This is a genomic window from Alysiella filiformis, from assembly GCF_014054525.1.
Classification (GTDB): Bacteria; Pseudomonadota; Gammaproteobacteria; order Burkholderiales; family Neisseriaceae; genus Simonsiella; species Simonsiella filiformis.
Window position 1 is genome coordinate 1,983,380 of record NZ_CP059564.1, and the last position, 19,674, is coordinate 2,003,053.

Consider the following 19,674-nt stretch of genomic DNA (forward strand, 5'->3'; position numbering starts at 1 on the left):
CAAAATCCTTTCAGGCAGCCTGAAAAAAAGGTTTACGATTTACCCGCTTTCAAAGCCGCCAAACGCTCCGCCACGCGATTTTGACGGCTCAATTCCTCCAATTCGCGCAAAGAGCTGGCTTGATTGCCCGCCCCATTCAAAGGCATACCGCCATGACGCTGCAACACACGCTCAAAATTTTGGCTGCTTTTTTCCGAATTGTGTGCAATTTGGCTGATTTTGCTGCCTGAAACCGCACCACCAGCCACATGATTTTGATTTTGAGCCGCTTTCCAGTCCGCCAAATTTTGCTGCATTTCACGCCGCGTGGATTGCAAAGCCGCAACAAAATCCGACAACTCACGCTCTTGCGCCGCACAATCCGCAATCGTGTTTTCCAACACCAGCAAACGCGCCTCAATGTCCATTTGTTCCGCCACGCCAGCCGCCGCCAAATCATCGCGTTTGGCATTTAAGGCAGCCTGAATTTGGTCAGACAAACTTTCATGGCGATTGCCCTCATCAGCCAATTTTTTTGCCGCCAAATGCTTTTGCGCCAGCACCTTACCCAATTCACCACGCACCTCATCAATGGCACGTTCCACCTCACGAATGTGTTCATTCAACACCGCCTCGGGCGCAAGATTTTCTGCCGTATCCAACACCGCATGAAAACCACCACTCACCAAACGGCGCACACGGCGCGATAAAGATTCACTCATTTTTCAGCTCCTTGCCTGTTGCACAATGTTTGCCAATTTTAAAGTATTATCCAATTCCAACAAGATGTTATCATCGTAAGCCGCACCCTTGCCCACCACCGCCAACTGCAACACCGCGTCCATCAAACGCACCACGCGCCACATCATTTCACGTTCATAATCCAACAAATCCTGCTGCGTGGCGTGTTCAGGCAAATCAGCCGCCAAAGTTGCCGCCAAATCAGGCACTTGCTCAAACAAACGCGCCAAAATGGTGGAATGAATGCCCCACTCCTTTTCCGCGTGCAAAACATGGCGTTTGGCTGCCTGAATAAAACGCTCCATGCTGTCCAAGCCATGTTCATAATCCTGCGCCTGCGCGTGTGCCAAACGCGCCTGTTTCAACAATTCACGCACTTTTTCCGATGGCGTATTCGCGCCTTCAATGTGAAGTTGGGCAATAAAATCATAATCTTCTTGGTCAATCCGCACACTCAACGGAACGCGATTTTGCGTAGGCATATTCATATTCCTTACAAACGTCTTTATTTGCATACAAATATACACAAAATAAATACAAAATGCAATCAAGCAACCAAAATTCAAACACAAATCATTGAAATAAAAAAGATTAAAAACGAATACATCTGCATACACAAACCATTACACCACATTTTTCGCGCACGGCAAAAACCCCAGCATTTTCATGCTGGGGTTGCAAAACTGGCACGCCCACGGGGAATCGAACCCCGGTTACCGCCGTGAAAGGGCGATGTCCTAACCGCTAGACGATGGGCGCGGAAAAATTTTTGCTGGCGCACCCGGAGCGATTCGAACGCCCGACCCTTTGGTTCGTAGCCAAATACTCTATCCAACTGAGCTACGGGTGCAGCAAAGATTTGAATTATAGAGACACCCCCACATCTTGTCAATTATTTGTTTCACAAAAAATCGGCAAAAAGGTATAATTGCTTAATCTAAAATAAAAAATAGTGATTATGCAACAGCGTTTTTCTTTTTTGGCACAACAATTTCAGGCATTTGGGCAGCCTGTGGTCATTTTGGATTTGGAAGCCACAGGCGGCAATTTGCAAACCGACCGCATTACCGAAATCGCTTATTTGCGCTTTGATGGCAATGATGTGAAAGCGGTACAGCATTTGGTTAATCCCGAAACGGAAATTTCTGATTTTATTGCCAATTTAACGGGCATCAACAATGAAATGGTGGCAAATGCGCCCACTTTTGCCGCTTTGCTGCCTGAAATTTTGCCCGATTTGCGTGGCTGCATTGTGCTGGCACACAACAGCCATTTTGATTACACTTTGCTGGTCAATGAATGCCAACGCGCTGGCGTGGATTTTGCCACTTGGACTTTATGCACGGTCAAATTGTCCAAAAAATTGTATCCGCATGAATACAAACACAATTTGGACAGCATTGCGGCTCGTTTTGATTTGCAAACGGTGGGCGAACGCCATCGCGCCATGACCGATGTGTTGTTGTTAGCGGATTTTTTGCGGCTTTCGGCAGATGAATTGCAGGCTGCTTGGCTGAAAACGGCTTTGAATTTGATTGTGCCAACGCGCTTACCCACGGGGCTGCCTGAAAATTTGCGGGCAGATTTGCACCGTTTGGGCGATGGTTGGGGCGTGGCACATTGGCTGGACAAGGCTGGCAACACTTTGGCGGTGCGTGCGTATGAACGCAGTTTTGCTGGGGCAATGGGCGATGTGGCGGCACGGCGTTTTGCGGCGGCGCACGGTGTGCGCTGGCAATCGGCAATGGGCGCACTGGACGCATTAAACCTTTATGTGGAAAATGAATTGTCTGGCAAAAAAGTGTGGCGCAACACCACGCAACCGCGTTACACTTTGGTTTTTGTTGAGCAAAATGGCTGCCTGAAAGCGCAAGTTCAACCCTTGCCACAAGGCGTGTTTGACGCGCCGCCACATGGTGTGTTTTTGCACCCGAAAGCGGCTCAAAAGGCATTGCAATCTTGGGCAAAAAATGAAAATTTGTGCCAAACCATGTTGGGCATTTCGCCACACAAGCTGCCTGAAAACGCGCCCTGCCCTGCTTTGCAAACCAACGATTGCAACGCTGCCTGTGCCACAGGCGATGTGGCGCAACACAATGAAATGGTACGTGCGGCATGGGCGCGTTTGCCTGTTGGCGATTGGTCGTGGCGCAGCGCGATTGCGATTACGGAAACGGCAAACACCACCTTACAACAAAAAACCTTTGTGTGTGAACGCGGTGCATTGCGTTTGGACAATGGGCGTTGGTATTGGGGCGGCGATTTGCTTGATGAAATCAAACGCATTGCCAAAGAACGCCCATACACCATACGCACGGTGCATTTTGCGACCCATTTACAGGCAGCCTTACACCCCAAATCCACATCGTGAACAAAGCAGCCTGAAACCCCTTTCCCCATTTTATCATTTTCAATTTAAAGGAAAAAATCATGTCGGCAACCATCATCAACGGCAAAGAAGTCTCACAAAAATGCTTGGACACCATTGCCCAACAGGTCAAAAATCGTGCCGAATCAGGTTTGCGCGTCCCTGGTTTGGCGGTGATTTTGGTGGGCGAAGACCCTGCCAGCGCGGTGTATGTACGCAACAAAAATGCGGCTTGCGAAAAAGTGGGTTTCAAATCTTTTTCGTATCATCTGCCCGAACACACCACCGAACAGCAGCTCAATAACCTGATTGATGAATTGAATCAAAATGATGAAGTGGACGGCATTTTGGTGCAACTGCCCCTGCCCAAACAAATCAACAGCCAAAACATTTTGGAACGCATTTTGCCTGAAAAAGATGTGGACGGTTTTCACCCCTACAATGTGGGGCGTTTGGCGCAACGCATTCCCCTGTTGCGTCCCTGCACCCCCAAAGGCGTGATGACGCTGCTGCGCGCCTATGATGTGCCAGTCAAAGGCAAAAATGTGGTGATTGTGGGCGCGTCCAATATTGTGGGGCGACCACAGGCTTTGGAAATGATGTTGGCAGGCGCAACCGTTACCGTTTGCCACCGTTTTACCACCAATTTGCCCGAAGAATTGAGCAAAGCCGATATTGTGGTGGTGGCGGTGGGCAAGCCCCATTTGGTTAAAGGCGAATGGATTAAACAAGGCGCGGTGGTCATTGATGTGGGCATTAACCGCTTGGAAGACGGCACCTTGTGTGGCGATGTGGAATTTGATGTTGCCAAAGAACGCGCTGCCATGATTACGCCCGTACCAGGAGGGGTTGGTCCCATGACCATTGCCAGCCTGCTGGAAAACACGCTGCAAGCCGCCCAATTACGCGAACAAAAATTGTGGGTGTGAATTGACTTTTCAGGCTGAAACCTTTGCAAAACTCAGTTCGTAGGGGCTGATTTCATATCTGCCCCGTTTAGGTTCGCAGAAATTTTCATTCTTATCAATAAATTGAAAAAAGGGCGGATATGAAATCCGCCCCTACGTCAGTTTAAAAGTAGGTTTTGCAAAGGTTTCAGGCTGCCTGAAATGTTTTTTGATTGGCTTACTTATTTAATAAAGTCAATCGCCGAAAGCAAAATCCATTTTTCAGGCAGCCTGAAACTTAAATCTGACCAATTTTGTGCCGATTTGCCGCAATCCACTCACGCAAAGCCTCAATGCTGAACCATTGGCTATTGTTGTCGCTGGCATACACAAAGCCCTCTGGCACTTTCACGCCATTTTTAATGCGCTCGGGGCTATCACACCAACCGTTAATCGCTGGCAGGATTTTGAAATGCTCGGGGTATTCATAGGTGTAAAAAGCATCTTCCGCGCTAATCATTTGCTCATGCAATTTTTCGCCAGCGCGTATGCCCACGATTTCTTGACGGCATTCAGGCGCAACCGCCGTAGCCAAATCGCCTATGGTCATAGACGGAATTTTTTTCACATAAATTTCGCCGCCCACCATATCATCAAAAGCGTGCCAAACCAATTCCACGCCTTGTTCCAAAGAAATCATAAAGCGCGTCATGCGGCTGTCGGTAATCGGCAACACGCCTTTGTCTTTGATGGACAAGAAAAACGGAATCACCGAACCGCGCGACCCCATCACATTGCCATAGCGCACCACCGCAAAGCGCGTACCGTGTTCGCCCGAATAAGCGTTGCCCGCCACAAACAGTTTGTCGGACGCGAGTTTGGTTGCGCCATACAAATTCACAGGGCTGCTGGCTTTGTCGGTGGAAAGGGCAACGACTTTTTTCACGCCTTTGTCTATGCAAGCGTCAATCAGGTTCATCGCGCCATTGATGTTGGTTTTGACACATTCAAAGGGATTGTATTCGGCAGTGGGGACGATTTTGGTGGCGGCGGCGTGAACCACATAATCCACACCGTCCAAAGCGCGATAGAGTCGGTCTTTGTCGCGCACATCGCCAATGAAAAAGCGCACACGTTTGTCGCCTTCAAATTTTTTTGCCATGTCCCATTGTTTCATTTCATCGCGCGAAAAGACGATGATTTTTTTGGGATTGTATTTTGCCAAAGTCATCGGCACAAAGGTGTTGCCAAATGAGCCTGTGCCGCCCGTTACCAATATGGTGGCGTTGTGTAACATGGTTTTGCTTTCCTAAAAAAAGAAAAATTATAGCAGCGTAATGGGGTTTCAGGCTGCCTGAAAAAAAACACGCCTCATCTTGCAAAAAAAGATAAACAAACGTAAACTTTTTACTTTATTTTTTTCAACAACATGGAGCGAAAACCATGCCATTCTTTACCCCCCGCAAATTGACTAAATTATGCGCTGCATTGTTGGCAGGCATGTTGGCATTGCCTGTTGTGGCTGCACCCGATATGACAATCACAACAAGCAACTCTATTTCTGGTCAACTCCAAAACAGCTTTGCCACAGATTTGAAATTAGCGCAACAAGGTGATGCAACAGCGCAAAATCAAGTAGGTATGCGTTATTTGCATGGCATTGATGGTTCCGTAAAAGATTATGTTCAAGCTAAAATGTGGTTGGAAAAAGCAGCTGCACAAGGAGATGATGCTGCACAAAACAATTTGGGCTATATGTATCAACAAGGTTGGGGCGTAAAACAAGATTACGCCAAAGCCAAAGCATATTATGAACAAGCAGTTGCACAAGGATATGATGTTGCACAATACAATTTGGGCTATATGTATGAACAAGGCTGGGGCGTAAAACAAGATTACGCCAAAGCCAAAGCATATTATGAACAAGCAGCTGCACAAGGATATGATGCTGCACAAAACAATTTGGGCTATATGTATTTTGAAGGTGGGGGTGTAAAACAAGATTACACCAAAGCCAAAGCATTATTTGAAAAAGCAGCTACACAAGGTCATAAAGCCGCACAAAACAATTTGGGCTATATGTATCAACAAGGTTTGGGTGGGAAACGAAATTACGCTCAAGCTAAAATTTGGTATGAAAAAGCGGCTGTACAAGGTCATGCAGACGCACAATATAATTTGGGCGATATGTATGAACAAGGCTTTGGCGTAAAACAAGATTACGCCAAAGCCAAAGCATATTATGAACAAGCAGCTGCACAAGGTCATGCAGATGCACAAAGCAGTTTGGGCTATATGTATCGGAAAGGTTGGGGCGTGAAACAAGATTACGCCAAAGCCAAAGCATTGTTTGAACAAGCGGCTGCACAAGGTAATGCAGTAGCACAACACAATTTGGGCTTGATGTATGTGAAAGGGTTAGGTGTGAAACCAGATTATGCCAAAGCCAAATCATTCTTTGAACAAGCGGCTGCACAAGGCGATACAGTAGCACAAGAAAATCTCAATTATATGCGCCAAGAAGGTTTAATCCGCTAATACCCATTCTTTTTTTCAATTCAGGCTGCCTGAAAGCATTTTTGTTTTTCAGGCAGCCTTTCTTTACAAAGCAAAAATTTTGGGCAGCCTGAAACCTGTCCCCTCCCCCGTTGGGGACGGGGGAGGGAACAGATTTGTGGCAATATCACAAAATGGCGGTTTTTCTTTTCAGGCAGCCTGAAATATTGTAAACAAGCGTTAAAACTGCCATAATCAAACCCCTTATCCACCTTAAATCAGGAAAAAAAACATGGCAGCAACCCAAACCGCCAACGCAATCCGTTTCTTGTCTATGGACATGGTTCAACAAGCCAATTCGGGACACCCCGGTGCGCCCATGGGCATGGCAGACATGGCAGACGTGTTATGGCGCGAATTTCTGCAACACAATCCCCAAAATCCCCAATTTTTCAACCGCGACCGCTTTGTTTTGTCCAACGGTCATGCCAGCGCGTTGTTGTACAGCGTGTTGCATTTGAGCGGCTACGATTTGTCGCTTGATGATTTGAAAAACTTCCGCCAACTGCACAGCAAAACAGCAGGACACCCCGAATACGGCTACGCGGCTGGCGTGGAAACCACCACAGGTCCACTCGGTCAAGGCATTGCCAATGCGGTGGGCATGGCTTTGGCAGAAAAAATCTTGGCAAGCGAATTTAACCAAGACGGCTTGGACATTGTGAACCACCACACCTACGTTTTCTTGGGCGATGGCTGCCTGATGGAAGGCGTTTCCCACGAAGCCGCGTCTTTGGCGGGGACTTTGGGCTTGGGCAAACTCATTGTTTTGTATGACGATAACAATATTTCCATTGACGGCAAAGTGGACGGCTGGTTCACGGAAAACATTCCTGCACGTTTTGAAAGCTACGGCTGGCACGTTGTGGCAAATGTGGACGGACACAATCCTGACGCAATCCGCAACGCCATCCAATCCGCCAAAAACGAAACGGCAAAACCGTCCATCATTTGCTGCAAAACCTTAATCGGCAAAGGCGCAGCCAACAAAGAGGGCAGCCACAAAACCCATGGCGCACCGTTGGGCGCGGACGAAATCGCTGCCACGCGCCAACATTTGAATTGGGATTTTGCCCCATTTGAAATCCCACAAAATGTGTACGACCAATGGAACGCCCACGAAAAAGGCGCGAAATTGGAAAACGAATGGAACGCATTGTTCGCAGAATACTCGGCAAAATTCCCCGAAAAAGCCGCCGAATTCACGCGCCGCATGAACGGCACGCTGCCTGAAAACTTTGCAACACACGTTCAGGCTGCCTTAAACGAAATCTGCCAAAAAGCGGAAAAAATCGCCACACGCAAAGCCAGCCAAAACAGCATTGAAATTTTGGCGCAAGTGTTGCCCGAACTGGTGGGCGGCTCGGCAGACTTAACCCCTTCAAATTTAACCGATTGGTCAAACAGCGTGTCCATCAAACCGCGCCAAGGCGGCAATTATGTGCATTATGGTGTGCGCGAATTTGGCATGGCGGCAATCATGAACGGCATGGCGTTGCACGGTGGCGTGAAGCCGTTTGGCGCAACTTTCCTGATGTTCAGCGAATACGCGCGTAATGCTTTGCGTATGGCGGCTTTGATGAAAATCAATCCTGTGTTTGTGTTCACGCACGATTCCATCGGTTTGGGCGAAGATGGCCCGACCCACCAGCCTGTTGAACAAACCGCGACTTTGCGTTTGATTCCAAATATGGCGGTGTGGCGACCTTGCGACACAGCCGAAAGTTTGGTGGCATGGGCGCAAGCCGTGCAAGCGCAAGACCACCCAAGCTGCTTGATTTTCAGCCGTCAGAATTTGCCGTTTATTCAACGCGATGAGCCAACTTTGGCAAACATTCAACGCGGCGGCTACATCATTTCAGGCAGCCAAAACGCGCAAGCCGTGATTATTGCCACAGGTTCCGAAGTGGAATTGGCACTGAACGCGCAAAAAGCGTTGGCGGAACAAGGCATTGCCGTGAATGTGGTTTCCATGCCGTCCACCAATGTGTTTGACAAGCAAGATTTGGCGTACAAACAAAGCGTGCTGCCTGAAAACTTGCCGAAAATCGCGGTGGAAGCAGGCGTTACCGATGGCTGGTACAAATACGTTGGTTTGAACGGCAAAGTGGTGGGTTTAGACCGTTTTGGCGAATCCGCGCCAGCCGAATTGCTGTTTAAAGAATTTGGTTTCACAACGGAAAATGTGGTTGCTGCCGTGAAATCGGTGCTGTAAACCACGTTCAGGCTGCCTGAAAAGCGAAGTTTTGGTTTTTCAGGCAGCCTGAATTGTCTTTTAAAAGAAAAAATTCAGGAGAAAAATCATGTTGATATACGAAACCCACTTGCCCATTACCCAGCCCATCGGCAAGCGACAAATGCTCCAAGTCGCCTATAATTGGCTGAAAAAGCACCCCATTTTGCAAACCGCCCCCCATGTTTTCATGACATGGCACAACGAACACGGCAGCGTGATTTACCCCATACAATGTATTTTAAATCCTGATTTATATGAAGAAATCAGCAGCATTCGCTTTCGCATTCCCCACCCCAATCAGTTGCCTTGTGATTTTGTGATAAGCGTGTCGCAGCAGCCTGAAAGTTGGCACGCCCAACTGAAATTGCAATTAAACAAAGACAAAAATGCCGCCCAAAATCTGCAATTCCAAATGGAAACCCTGCAAACCGAACACAGCGAACAAATCGCCCATTTAAAACAAGAACACCAGCGCGAAATCCAAACACTCAACGAAAAACACCAGTTTGCCAACCAAAGCCAAAACGACACTTATTTCCATGATATGAAAGAAAAAAATCAGGAAATCAGCGATTTAAAACACGAAATTCGCCAACTGGAACAATTACTTGAAGAAGTTACCCACTCGCCCGACCCACAACACAGCTACACCCACGTCAAAACCGTGGTGCGCGGTTCGTGTGTGTTGGCGTATGGCGATGAATTGGATTTGTATAACGATGAAATTTTGAGCTTTGTGCGAGACGCGCTGCACAACGAATTGGCAACGCGCACCCACGAAAACAGCCGCCGCCAACACATTTTGCACGATTTGCTGCTGAACAATCCTTTGGAAAACGATTTGCGTAAGGAAAAAGAAACCGAATTGAAACGCGTCATGCGCAATTATCAGCGTTTGGACGCGCCCACGCTCAATGCTTTGAAAAAATTGGGGTTTTCACACACGCAAGACGGCACACACCACAAATTCAAATTCATGGGCGATGAACGTTATGTTGCCACCACGTCAAAAAGCAGCAGCGATGTGCGTTCGGGCAAAAATTTCGCCCACGATATTGCCAATAAATTGTTTTAATTGATGATTTTTTAAGGAGCGAGCAAATGAAGTTGAAACAAGCCAAAAAATCCCTTGCCAAACTGTTTGCCCAAGCGCAAGGCAAAACGTGGGACAATTTGACTTTACGCCAAATCACTTTACACAAGTGCAAGAAAAATAAGAAAAAACAAAGTTTTGTTTTCAATATCAAAACGGAATGGGAAATTGCGTCTGCCAATTCAGCCGTTTCAGGCAACCTGAAATCTGCCGCGCTGCCTGAAAAAGCGGCGGTTCAACCCCCACCTGTGGCTGAACAGGACGATAAACATCACGATTTGCTGCAACAAATCCAGCAATTAAAAAGCCAAATCACGGCATTGAAAAACGAAAACACCCAACGACAAAACAAAATCAGCACACTCAACTCTGAAAATAATAAATTAAAACAACAGCTTAATCGAATGCACGATTTGAAAAATGAAAACAATCATTTAAAACAAAGCGTGCATTATCTGACTGAAAAGCGAGACAAACACCAGCAAATTGTGGCGCAAAAAGACGAAGTCATCGCCCAAATCAAACAGGAAATGTACGAAATGAAACAAGCGGCACAACAAAATTTTGTGCCGCAATACACCCCACCCAAACCGAAAGAAACTGCCTTATTGCAATTTGGGCAGGAAGTGGATTTGTATGAAAATGAAATTTTGAGTTTCACGCGCAAGGCTTTGGAATTTGCGCTGAAAAATCATACTTATGATAAAAGTCGCTACCGCCATGTGTTGGAAGATGTGTTGCAAGCCAATCCGCTTGAACGCGATGTGCGTGCCGAAAAAGAGCGGGAATTTCACAAAATCATGCACACCTATCATCGCATGGACAATGCCACACGCCAAGCATTAAGCAAATTCGGTTTTACTTTGAACGAGCAAAGCGTACATCATAAAATCGTGTTTATGCAGCAAACGCGCTATACGTTTACCATTTCCAAAACGGGCAGCGACATACACGGTGGCAAAAATTGTGCGCGTAATGTGAGCCGATTTTTATTTTGAGACCCAAAAGGTTTGCAGGCTGCCTGAAACGTTTTTTCAATCAAAAACGGCGTTTTAATTGGCATTCTTGCAAAATATTGACCGCCAATTCTTCCACCGATTTGTGGGTGGTGTCGGTAAAGGGAATTTGGTGGCGGCGAAACATGGCTTGGGCATCGCGCACTTCTTGTTTGCAAGTGTCTATGTGGGAATAATTGGAATTGGCGCGGCGTTCTTCGCGAATGTCGTGCAAGCGTTCGGGGTTGATGGTTAAGCCAAACAATTTGTTTTTGTGGGCTTTGACCATGCGTGGCAAATCGGGGCTTTCCAAATCATCGGGCGTGAGCGGATAGTTGGCGGCGCGAATGCCATATTGCAATGCCAAATACAGGCAAGTGGGCGTTTTGCCACTGCGCGATACGCCCATTAAAATCACATCGGCTTCTTTCAAATTGGCTTCGGATACGCCATCGTCATGATTTAAGGCGAAATTCACGGCTTCCATACGCGCATCGTAGCGTTCCACATTTGCCACGCGGCTTTTCACGGAATGACGCGCTGGTGTACCCAATTCTTGCTCCAACAGCGATAAAAATGCGTCAAACAGGCTGATGTGCAAGGCGTTGGCTTCTGCCAAAATTCGCCCAATGCTTTCATCAACCACGCTGGAAAACACAATGGGGCGAATGCCATCGTCTTGCGCTTGGCGATTGATGATTTGTACCAAACCGTGTGCTTTGTCTTCGGTGTTGATGAAGGCGTATGACATTTGCTTGAATTTGATGTTTTCAAATTGCTCCAACAGGGCTTTGCCCATGCCTTCTGCGCTCAAACCTGTGCGGTCGGAAATGAAAAATACGCGGCGTGTGGGATTCATGGTGATTTTTCCTTTGTTTGGCATTATTGTTGTGAAACGCCATTATAACGCAAGCGTTAAATTGGGTAAAAAAAAACGTTCAGGCTGCCTGAAAAAACTACCCAAGCCACACAAAACCCAATAAAATAAGCCAATTTACACTTTTTCACACGGAACTTCAATCATGGTCAAAATCGGCATCATCATGGGCAGCAACAGCGATTGGCACATCATGCAACACGCCGCGCATTTTTTGGAACAATTTGGTGTGGCTTATGAAGCCAAAGTGGTGTCGGCACACCGCACGCCTGATTTGATGTTTGAATACGCCAAATCTGCCAAAGCGCGTGGTTTGCAAGCGATTATTGCGGGGGCTGGCGGTGCTGCACATTTGGCGGGTATGGTTGCCAGTCAAACCACGCTGCCTGTATTGGGTGTGCCTGTGCCAAGCAAATATTTGCGTGGCGAAGATTCGCTGCTTTCCATTGTGCAAATGCCCAAGGGCGTGCCTGTGGCAACTTTTGCCATTGGCGAGGCTGGTGCGGCAAATGCGGCTTTGTTTGCCGTATCATTACTGGCAAACCACGATGCGGATTTGGCACAAAAACTTGCCGATTTTCGCGCCAAACAAACCGAAACGGTATTGGCAATGACTTTGCCTGATATTGATTTGTGAGATTCAGGCTGCCTGAAACACAATTTTCCCAATCCCCAATATTGTTATCCTTAACGCCACCGCCCTTCATCTTGTAATATGATAGGCACTTTTCCTTTTTGGCACACAATCATGAAATTTCACACCGAACCCCAACTTTCCTTTGAACAACAAAACAAAATCGGCATTTTGCTGATGAATTTGGGCACACCCGATGCGCCCACCGCCGAAGCGGTTAAACCCTATTTGGGGCAATTTTTGGGCGACCAGCGCGTGGTTGAATTGCCCAAATTGCTGTGGCAACCCATTTTGCGTGGCGTGATTATGCCCTTTCGCAGCAAAGCCAGCGCACACGGCTATGAAAAAGTGTGGCTCAACGAAGGTTCGCCACTTGCCGTGTTTACCCAACGTCAATGCGAAGGCTTACGCGCACGGCTGCCTGATGATGTGTTTGTGGAATACGCCATGACCTACAACAAACCCAGCGTCCCCAATGTGTTGGCAAAAATGAAAGCCAATGGCGTGGGCAGATTGTTGGTTGTGCCATTGTATCCCCAATATGCCGCCAGCAGCGCAGGGGCGGCTTTGGATAAGGTTTTGAACGAATTGACCAAACAGCGCAATCAGATGTCTTTGCGTACCGTATCGCGTTTTTACAATCACGCGGGTTACATTCAAGCCGTTGCCGCGCAAGTGAAAGCCTATCGCGCCAAACACGGTGCTGGCGACAAACTGATGTTCAGCTTTCACGGCATTCCGCAATTTCATCACGACAAGGGCGACCCCTACCCCCACGAATGCCGTGCCACCGCCAAATTGGTGGCGCAAGAATTGGGTTTGAGCGATGAGCAATACATTGTTTCGTTCCAAAGCCAGTTTGGTAAAGGCAAATGGCTCACGCCCAGCACGCAAACGCTGTTTGACACCCTGCCCAAACAAGGCGTGAAAAAACTGGACGTGGTGTGCGCAGGCTTTATGGCAGATTGTTTGGAAACCATGGAAGAAATCGCCATTGCTGGACGCGAACAATTCCACGCAGCAGGCGGCGAGCAATTCCACTACATTCCCTGCCTGAACGACAACCCCGATTGGCTGGACGCTTTAACCGATTTGGTTAAAGACAATTTGCAAGGTTGGTTGCAATACAATTTGTAAAAACCTTTTTTCAGGCAGCACACGTTTTTTCAGGCTGCCTGAAACATTTCATCAAGACACCATCATGAATTATTGCGATTTCTGCAACGCGCTGCCTGAAAACACGCCCAATCCCAACAAACATTATCACGACCACGAATACGGTTTTGCCGTTGCCCACGACAATGCCTTGTTTGAACGACTGATTTTGGAAATCAACCAAGCAGGTTTAAGCTGGACAACCATTTTAAACAAACGCGCCGCTTTTCAGGCAGCCTACGCGCAATTTGATGTGGCAAAGGTTGCCGCCTTTGATGAAAACGACATGGCACGTTTGTTGGCAGACGCAGGCATCGTCCGCAACAAACTGAAAATTCAAGCAGCCATTTTCAATGCACAAAAAATCCAATCCATTCAAAAAGAAACAGGCAGTTTCAAAAATTGGCTCGACCAGCACCACCCACGCGACAAAGCCGCATGGGTCAAATTGTTTAAACAGCATTTCAAATTTGTGGGTGGCGAAATTGTGGGCGAATTTTTAATGAGTTTGGGTTATTTGGCTGGCGCACATCACGAACATTGTCCCATTTATTCAAAAATAAAATCAACAGGTTAAAAATCATGAACACCCCCATCGGCATTGATTTAGGCACAACCAACAGCTTAATCGCCATTTTCAAAGATGGCGCAACCGAAATCATTCCCAACCAACACGGGCATTTGCTCACACCATCGGTGGTCAGCGTGGACGAGCAAGACAACATCATCGTGGGCATTGCCGCGCGTGAGCGTTTGTCCACCGCGCCCCATTTAACCGCCGCCGCATTCAAACGCTTTATGGGCACCGACAAAATTTTCAAATTGGGCAAACGCGAATTTCGTGCCGAAGAATTGTCCGCGCTGATTTTGGGCAGCCTGAAAGCAGACGCAGAAGCCCATTTGGGCGAAACCGTGCGCGATGTGGTCATTACCGTACCTGCTTATTTCAACGCGATTCAGCGTCAAGCCACACAACACGCAGCACAAATGGCGGGATTGAACGTGTTGCGCCTGCTCAACGAACCCACCGCCGCAGGTTTAGCCTATGATTTGCAAGAAAAACCCGATGACACGCGCTTTTTGATTTACGATTTGGGCGGTGGCACGTTTGACGTTTCTGTGTTGGATTATTTTGATGGCGTGGTGCAAGTATCCGCCAGCGCAGGCGACAACCATTTGGGCGGCGAAGATTTTGTGCAAGTGTTGCGCCACATTTTTCTGAACAAAGTTTCAGGCAGCCTGAAAGCCAACGAAAAAGAAAAATTGTTGCACAGCAAAGAATTATGGCAAACTTTGGAAACCGCCAAACGCCATCTTGGTAAAGAAGAACGCAGCGAAATCACATTCCATTATCAAGAACAAACCTTGCAAGCCACCATCAGCCGTGCCGAATTTGAAAAAGCCGCCGAGCCTTTGATGGCGCGTTTGCGTCAGCCTTTGGAACGGGCTTTGCGCGATGCCAAATTGTCGCCCAACGACATTGACGGCATCATCACTGTGGGCGGTGCCAGCCGAATGCCGATGATACGTCAATCCATCGCGCAATTATTTCGCCGCATTGCGCTGGTGTCGGTCAATCCCGATGAGGCGATTGCGCGGGGTGCGGCGGTTCAGGCAGCCTTAATCGCGCGAAACGAAAGCGTGGAAGAAACGGTTTTGACCGATGTGATGCCCTTTTCATTGGGAACGGAAGTGGCGCAATACCTTTCCGAAAATGAAATTGTGGGTGGGCGTTTTGAGCCGATTATTGAGCGCAATATGGCAGTACCCATTTCGCGCGAAAAAACCTTCAACACCATGCGCGACAATCAAACCCAAATGGTGATTGAAGTGTTGCAAGGCGAATCCATGCTGGCGCGAGAAAATGTGAAATTGGGCGAACTCACGGTCAAAATCCCAGCCAAAAAAGCGGGCGAAGTGAGCATTGATGTGCGTTTCAGCTACGACATCAACGGCTTATTGGAAGTGGACGTGAGCAATAAAGATTTGAATATTCAAGTAAACCAAGTTTTCCAACACAACAACCAAACGCTCACGCCCGAAGAAGTGGCAGCCTCACGCGCCAAATTGGCAGCCTTAAAAATCCACCCACGCGAGCAGCAACAAAACGTCTATTTGCTGGAAAAAGCCAAACGCTTGTATGAAGAATGCTTGGGCGATGACCGCCACCACATCAGCCACGCCGTAGCGCGATTTGAAAGCGCACTCAACAGCCAAGACGAAAAAACCATCAAATTGGCACAAAAACAATTGGGCGAATTTTTGGAACGTTACGATGGCGGTTGGTTGTTGTAGGGGCTAATGTTTTTCAGGCAGCCAAAAAATGAATTTTGGCTGCCTGAAAGGTCATTCGTAGCTTTGGCAAACAATGTCTTTTTCTTCACAAAACATGGCATTGTGTTTGGCACGACATTGTTTGTGAACGTCCAATTTGGCTTTACCGCGACTGCTGTTTTCGCTGCGAAATTCGGTTGTGAATGCTTTTAATCGGCAAACGTACATGGTGTTATTGTCGGGCGTATCGTGTTGTTGCACTTCCAAAACCACAGCAGGTGGCGCAACACAAGCCGCCAACAGCAAGGGCAGCATCAACAAAATGTTTTTTTTCATTGCATTTCCTTTTGTGAAAAAAACATTTTAATCGGATTGAATTGGGCGTTTGTTGCGATAAATCAGATTATCGTTCAGGCTGCCTGTAAAATGATGTTAAACCCACTTTTTCCACGCACCATAACCTTGCGCGTCCAGCTCATCATAGGGAATGAATTTCAAGCTCGCCCCGTTAATGCAATAGCGCAAACCGCCTTTTTCAGGCAGCCCATCGGGAAAAACGTGTCCCAAATGCGAATCCGCCAAACCACTTCGCACTTCAACGCGGCGCATATTGTGGCTGGTGTCCAGCTTTTGCGTGAGCGCATCGGGCGAAACAGGCTGGCTGAAACTTGCCCAACCGCAGCCCGAATCAAATTTATCGCGCGAACTGAAAAGCGGCTCGCCACTCACAATATCCACATACAAACCGCGTTCAAACAAATGGTCGTATTCATGGCTGAATGGGCGTTCCGTGCCATTTTCTTGGGTAACGTAAAACTGTTCAGGCGTGAGCATTTGGCGTAAAGTTGCCGCGTCAGGTTTCACAAAATCGCTTTGAAAAACAGGAAAATCCGCCAAACGCACATCAATGTGGCAATAGCCATTCGGATTTTTGTGCAGATAATCTTGATGATATTCTTCCGCAGAATCAAAATGTTGCAAAGGCAAATTTTCCACCACAATGGGGGTAGCGTATTTGCGTTGCTCATTGGCAATGGCTTGGGCGATGATGTTTTCATCGTTCGGGTCGGTAAAATACACGCCTGTGCGGTATTGTACGCCCACATCGTTGCCCTGTTTGTTGCGTGAAGTGGGGTCTATGATGCGGAAATAGTATTGCAATAATCCATTTAAATCAATAATTTGATTATTGTACGCCACTTCAACCGTTTCCGCGTGTCCTGTGTTGCGCTGGCACACGTCTTCATAGCTGGGATTGCGCGTGCTGCCATTGGCATAGCCACAGCGCGTGGCAACCACGCCATCAATGCGCTGAAAATAGGCTTCCACGCCCCAAAAGCAGCCACCTGCTAAATAAATGATTTTTTGCATATTTTTCCTTATTTTTGTGTTAAAACACCATTTCAGGCAGCCTGAAACCTTATCCCCCAACCAATCCCAACATTTCTGCTGCGTGTTGGCGTGTGGTTTCCGTGATTTTTTCGCCACCAAGCATACGCGCAATTTCATCAATCCGCGTTTCATTGTTCAACACTTTGATTTCGCTTACAGTTTGTTCGCCTGTGCTGTGTTTGGCAACCTGCCAATGGTGTTCGCCACACGCTGCCACTTGCGGCAAATGCGTTACCGCCAAAACCTGATGTTTGCGCCCCAAAGTGTGCAAGGCGCGCCCCACCGTTTCTGCCACCGCACCGCCTATGCCCGTGTCCACTTCATCAAAAATCAGCGTAGGCACATGGGTGTATTGACTGGTAACAACTTGAATGGAAAGACTAATCCTTGCCAATTCACCGCCCGATGCCACTTTGTTCAAAGGACGCAAAGGGCTGCCCTTATTCGCTGCCACCTGATATTGCACCTGCTCCAAACCGTGTGCGCTGGGGCTGCTGGGCAACAATTCAATGTGGAATTTCGCCCCTTTCATCGCCAAATTTTGCATGTGGGCGGTGGTTTCGTTTGCCAATTTCTGCGCGGCTTTGTGGCGTGCGGCAGACAATTTTTGTGCCACTTCCATGTACGCGCTTTCGGTTTGCGCCACCGTTTTTTGCAGTGCGGCAATGTCGGCAGCCGCTTCCAAATCGTGCAAGGCTGCCTGAATTTCTGCCCATTTTTCAGGCAGTTGTTCGGGTTCAACGCGGTATTTTCGCGCGGCAGACATCAATTCGCGCATGCGCGTTTCTTTGGCTGCCAATTCGTTGGGATTGATTTCCACATCGTCCAACACGCTGCCAAGCAAGTGGCTGATTTCACTCAATTCGGCTTCAATGCTGTCCAACATGGTCAAACTTTCGGCAAAACGCGGTTCCACATCGCCCAATTTGCCCAAAATTCTCTGGCATTTCAATACCTGTTTTTGCAAGCCATTGTCGCCTGACACCCATTCTTGCGCTTCGCTGGCTGCCTGCAACAATTCGGCGGCATTTGCCAAACTGTCGTGCGATTGATTGAGGGTTTCCCATTCGCCTGTTTCTAAATTCAGTTGGGCTAACTCATTGAATTGCCATTCCAAACGTTCGCGTTCTATGACGATTTGTTCGGCTTGGGTTTGGGCAGCGAGCAGGGTGCGTTTGGCGTTTTGCCATGTTTGATAATGGCTTTGGGTTTGGGCGAGCAAATTCAGGCTGCCTGAAAACGCATCCAAAAGCTGACGCTGTGCGCTTTCTTGATTGAGCGAATGGTGGGCATTTTGTCCATGAATGTCAATCAGTTGCGAGCCGATTTGTTTTAATTGCGCCAGCGTTGCCGCTTGATTGTTGATGAAACTGCGGCTTTTGCCTTTTGCATCAATAATGCGGCGTATGGACAATTCGGTTTCGTGTTCATTCAACAAGCCTTGTTCACGCAAATGATGTTGTAAATCAAGTTGTTCACTCAAATCAAACAGGGCGGAAAGTTGTGCTTCTTTCGCGCCCGTTCGCACTTGGCTGTAATCGGCTTTGTCGCCCAAAAGCAGTGACAGCGCGTCCAAAGTAATGGATTTGCCTGCGCCTGTTTCGCCCGTTAAAACGGTAAAGCCTTGTTGAAAATCCAAATTCAGTTGTTCCACAATCACAAAATCGCGCAAAGATAAAGCGAGTAACATTTTCAGCCAGCCTTAAAATAAAAATGCGATTTTAGACGAATTTTAGTCGCTCTTACAGTACGCCAAAAATGAAAGTTTTTTTGCCTTCGGCGACTTACTTTTTAAAAAAGTAAGCCAAATACCTTAACGCTGAACGGTTTGTGTTCCAAAAAACATTTCAGGCAGCCTGAAAATGGAAGTTACTGAACCACAATAAAAGTTACAGTTGCACTTCAAGTTGTTTGGCTTACTTTTTCAAAAAGTAAGTCGCCGAAGGCAAAATCATTTTTTCACCGTGTACGAAAAGACTGCCTGAACACTTTATTTTGGGCGAAACTCTTTTTTCAAGCGCACATAAAGCGTGCGTGTGGCAATGGCGATGGTTTCATTGTTTTGGTCAAACACGCGCACGGTAAATTCGGGCAAATGCTTTTCGCCATCGGCGGTGGCGGCGAGTATCGCGTCAATTTCTTCGCGGCTGATTTGGCAATCCAAATACACTTCGCCCTGCGCGGCTTTGACAAATTCAATGTGGGCGGCTTTGTCCCAAACATAGTGTTTTTCGCCAAACAGGCAATTACACATCATGGCGTAAATGGGGTCGGTCATGGCAAACAGGCTGCCGCCAAATTGGGTGCCGTGTGAATTTTTGGTGTTGCGCCAATTTTTCAGCGTGGCACGACAATGGGTGTAATCTTCTGATAAATAAGTGATTTTAATGCCTGTGAAAAACAAAGGCGACCACAAATTCAAGCGGCGGCGCAAATGTTCGGCAGATTTGGGTTTGCGTTTTGGAAGTGGGAGCATATTGATTTTAA

The 19,674-nt window shown here is 47.6% G+C and carries 17 protein-coding genes, 2 tRNA genes and 1 pseudogene; 10 read left to right on the top strand and 10 right to left on the bottom strand.

Going from position 1 to position 19,674, the window contains the following annotated elements; all coding sequences use genetic code 11:
• Nucleotides 1–32: 32 nt before the first annotated feature.
• From H3L97_RS09770 to H3L97_RS09785, 4 genes are all read right to left on the bottom strand, one after another.
• Nucleotides 33–701, bottom strand: coding sequence for a PspA/IM30 family protein (locus tag H3L97_RS09770; protein ID WP_097113482.1), 669 nt, complete (start codon nt 699–701; stop codon nt 33–35).
• A 3-nt stretch (nt 702–704) separates the two neighbouring features.
• Nucleotides 705–1,202 carry a hypothetical protein gene (locus H3L97_RS09775; RefSeq protein ID WP_097113481.1) on the bottom strand — a complete coding sequence of 166 codons (498 nt, stop codon included), beginning with the start codon at nt 1,200–1,202 and terminating at the stop codon, nt 705–707.
• Between the two features lie 202 nt (nt 1,203–1,404).
• Nucleotides 1,405–1,479, bottom strand: a tRNA-Glu gene (locus tag H3L97_RS09780).
• A gap of 14 nt (nt 1,480–1,493) precedes the next feature.
• Nucleotides 1,494–1,570, bottom strand: a tRNA-Arg gene (locus tag H3L97_RS09785).
• Nucleotides 1,571–1,678: 108 nt separating this feature from the next.
• Here H3L97_RS09785 and H3L97_RS09790 point away from each other — a divergent pair.
• Together H3L97_RS09790 and folD are read left to right on the top strand one after the other, a co-directional pair.
• Nucleotides 1,679–3,091, top strand: a complete 1,413-nt coding sequence (locus tag H3L97_RS09790) for a 3'-5' exonuclease family protein (protein WP_097113480.1) — start codon at nt 1,679–1,681, stop codon at nt 3,089–3,091.
• Nucleotides 3,092–3,150: 59 nt separating this feature from the next.
• Nucleotides 3,151–4,017, top strand: a complete 867-nt coding sequence (gene folD / locus H3L97_RS09795; RefSeq protein WP_097113479.1) for a bifunctional methylenetetrahydrofolate dehydrogenase/methenyltetrahydrofolate cyclohydrolase FolD — start codon at nt 3,151–3,153, stop codon at nt 4,015–4,017.
• A 256-nt stretch (nt 4,018–4,273) separates the two neighbouring features.
• Here the strand turns inward: folD and pseB are convergent, their stop codons facing one another.
• A complete protein-coding gene (gene pseB / locus H3L97_RS09800; protein ID WP_097113478.1) occupies nt 4,274–5,272 on the bottom strand; it encodes a UDP-N-acetylglucosamine 4,6-dehydratase (inverting) in 999 nt (332 codons plus the stop codon).
• Between the two features lie 146 nt (nt 5,273–5,418).
• Between pseB and H3L97_RS09805 the strand changes: the two genes are divergently transcribed.
• The 4 genes from H3L97_RS09805 (at nt 5,419) to H3L97_RS09820 (ending at nt 10,858) form a co-directional block, all read left to right on the top strand.
• Nucleotides 5,419–6,513: a tetratricopeptide repeat protein gene (locus H3L97_RS09805; protein ID WP_097113477.1), complete on the top strand. Its 1,095-nt coding sequence runs from the start codon at nt 5,419–5,421 to the stop codon at nt 6,511–6,513.
• Nucleotides 6,514–6,763: 250 nt separating this feature from the next.
• On the top strand, nt 6,764–8,746 hold the full coding sequence (gene tkt / locus H3L97_RS09810) for a transketolase (RefSeq protein ID WP_097113476.1): 1,983 nt from the start codon (nt 6,764–6,766) through the stop codon (nt 8,744–8,746).
• Between the two features lie 88 nt (nt 8,747–8,834).
• A complete protein-coding gene (locus tag H3L97_RS09815; RefSeq protein WP_097113475.1) occupies nt 8,835–9,842 on the top strand; it encodes a hypothetical protein in 1,008 nt (335 codons plus the stop codon).
• A gap of 26 nt (nt 9,843–9,868) precedes the next feature.
• The gene (locus tag H3L97_RS09820; RefSeq protein ID WP_097113474.1) at nt 9,869–10,858 is read left to right on the top strand and encodes a hypothetical protein; all 990 of its coding nucleotides are present in this window, start codon (nt 9,869–9,871) and stop codon (nt 10,856–10,858) included.
• Between the two features lie 40 nt (nt 10,859–10,898).
• On the opposite strand, the gene ppsR is transcribed toward H3L97_RS09820, so the two are convergent.
• Nucleotides 10,899–11,714: a posphoenolpyruvate synthetase regulatory kinase/phosphorylase PpsR gene (gene ppsR / locus H3L97_RS09825; protein WP_097113473.1), complete on the bottom strand. Its 816-nt coding sequence runs from the start codon at nt 11,712–11,714 to the stop codon at nt 10,899–10,901.
• Between the two features lie 163 nt (nt 11,715–11,877).
• Here ppsR and purE point away from each other — a divergent pair, with 163 nt between their 5' ends.
• The 4 genes from purE to H3L97_RS09845 all read left to right on the top strand — a co-directional run bounded on the left by purE (nt 11,878) and on the right by H3L97_RS09845 (nt 15,816).
• Entirely contained in the window at nt 11,878–12,369 is a 492-nt protein-coding gene (gene purE / locus H3L97_RS09830; RefSeq protein WP_097113472.1) for a 5-(carboxyamino)imidazole ribonucleotide mutase, read from the top strand.
• Between the two features lie 111 nt (nt 12,370–12,480).
• Nucleotides 12,481–13,503 carry a ferrochelatase gene (gene hemH / locus H3L97_RS09835; protein ID WP_179655765.1) on the top strand — a complete coding sequence of 341 codons (1,023 nt, stop codon included), beginning with the start codon at nt 12,481–12,483 and terminating at the stop codon, nt 13,501–13,503.
• Nucleotides 13,504–13,567: 64 nt separating this feature from the next.
• Nucleotides 13,568–14,098, top strand: a complete 531-nt coding sequence (locus tag H3L97_RS09840) for a DNA-3-methyladenine glycosylase I (RefSeq protein WP_097113471.1) — start codon at nt 13,568–13,570, stop codon at nt 14,096–14,098.
• A gap of 5 nt (nt 14,099–14,103) precedes the next feature.
• A complete protein-coding gene (locus H3L97_RS09845) occupies nt 14,104–15,816 on the top strand; it encodes a molecular chaperone HscC (protein ID WP_097113470.1) in 1,713 nt (570 codons plus the stop codon).
• 51 nt (nt 15,817–15,867) lie between these two features.
• Here the strand turns inward: H3L97_RS09845 and H3L97_RS09850 are convergent, their stop codons facing one another.
• The 4 genes and pseudogenes from H3L97_RS09850 to H3L97_RS09865 all read right to left on the bottom strand — a co-directional run bounded on the left by H3L97_RS09850 (nt 15,868) and on the right by H3L97_RS09865 (nt 19,663).
• The gene (locus H3L97_RS09850) at nt 15,868–16,131 is read right to left on the bottom strand and encodes a hypothetical protein (RefSeq protein ID WP_097113468.1); all 264 of its coding nucleotides are present in this window, start codon (nt 16,129–16,131) and stop codon (nt 15,868–15,870) included.
• 96 nt (nt 16,132–16,227) lie between these two features.
• A pseudogene (gene msrA, locus H3L97_RS09855) lies at nt 16,228–17,160 on the bottom strand (peptide-methionine (S)-S-oxide reductase MsrA); the annotation flags it as partial.
• A gap of 55 nt (nt 17,161–17,215) precedes the next feature.
• A complete protein-coding gene (recN, locus tag H3L97_RS09860) occupies nt 17,216–18,877 on the bottom strand; it encodes a DNA repair protein RecN (RefSeq protein WP_097113463.1) in 1,662 nt (553 codons plus the stop codon).
• A gap of 300 nt (nt 18,878–19,177) precedes the next feature.
• Nucleotides 19,178–19,663 carry a DUF4442 domain-containing protein gene (locus H3L97_RS09865; protein WP_097113461.1) on the bottom strand — a complete coding sequence of 162 codons (486 nt, stop codon included), beginning with the start codon at nt 19,661–19,663 and terminating at the stop codon, nt 19,178–19,180.
• Nucleotides 19,664–19,674: the final 11 nt, after the last annotated feature.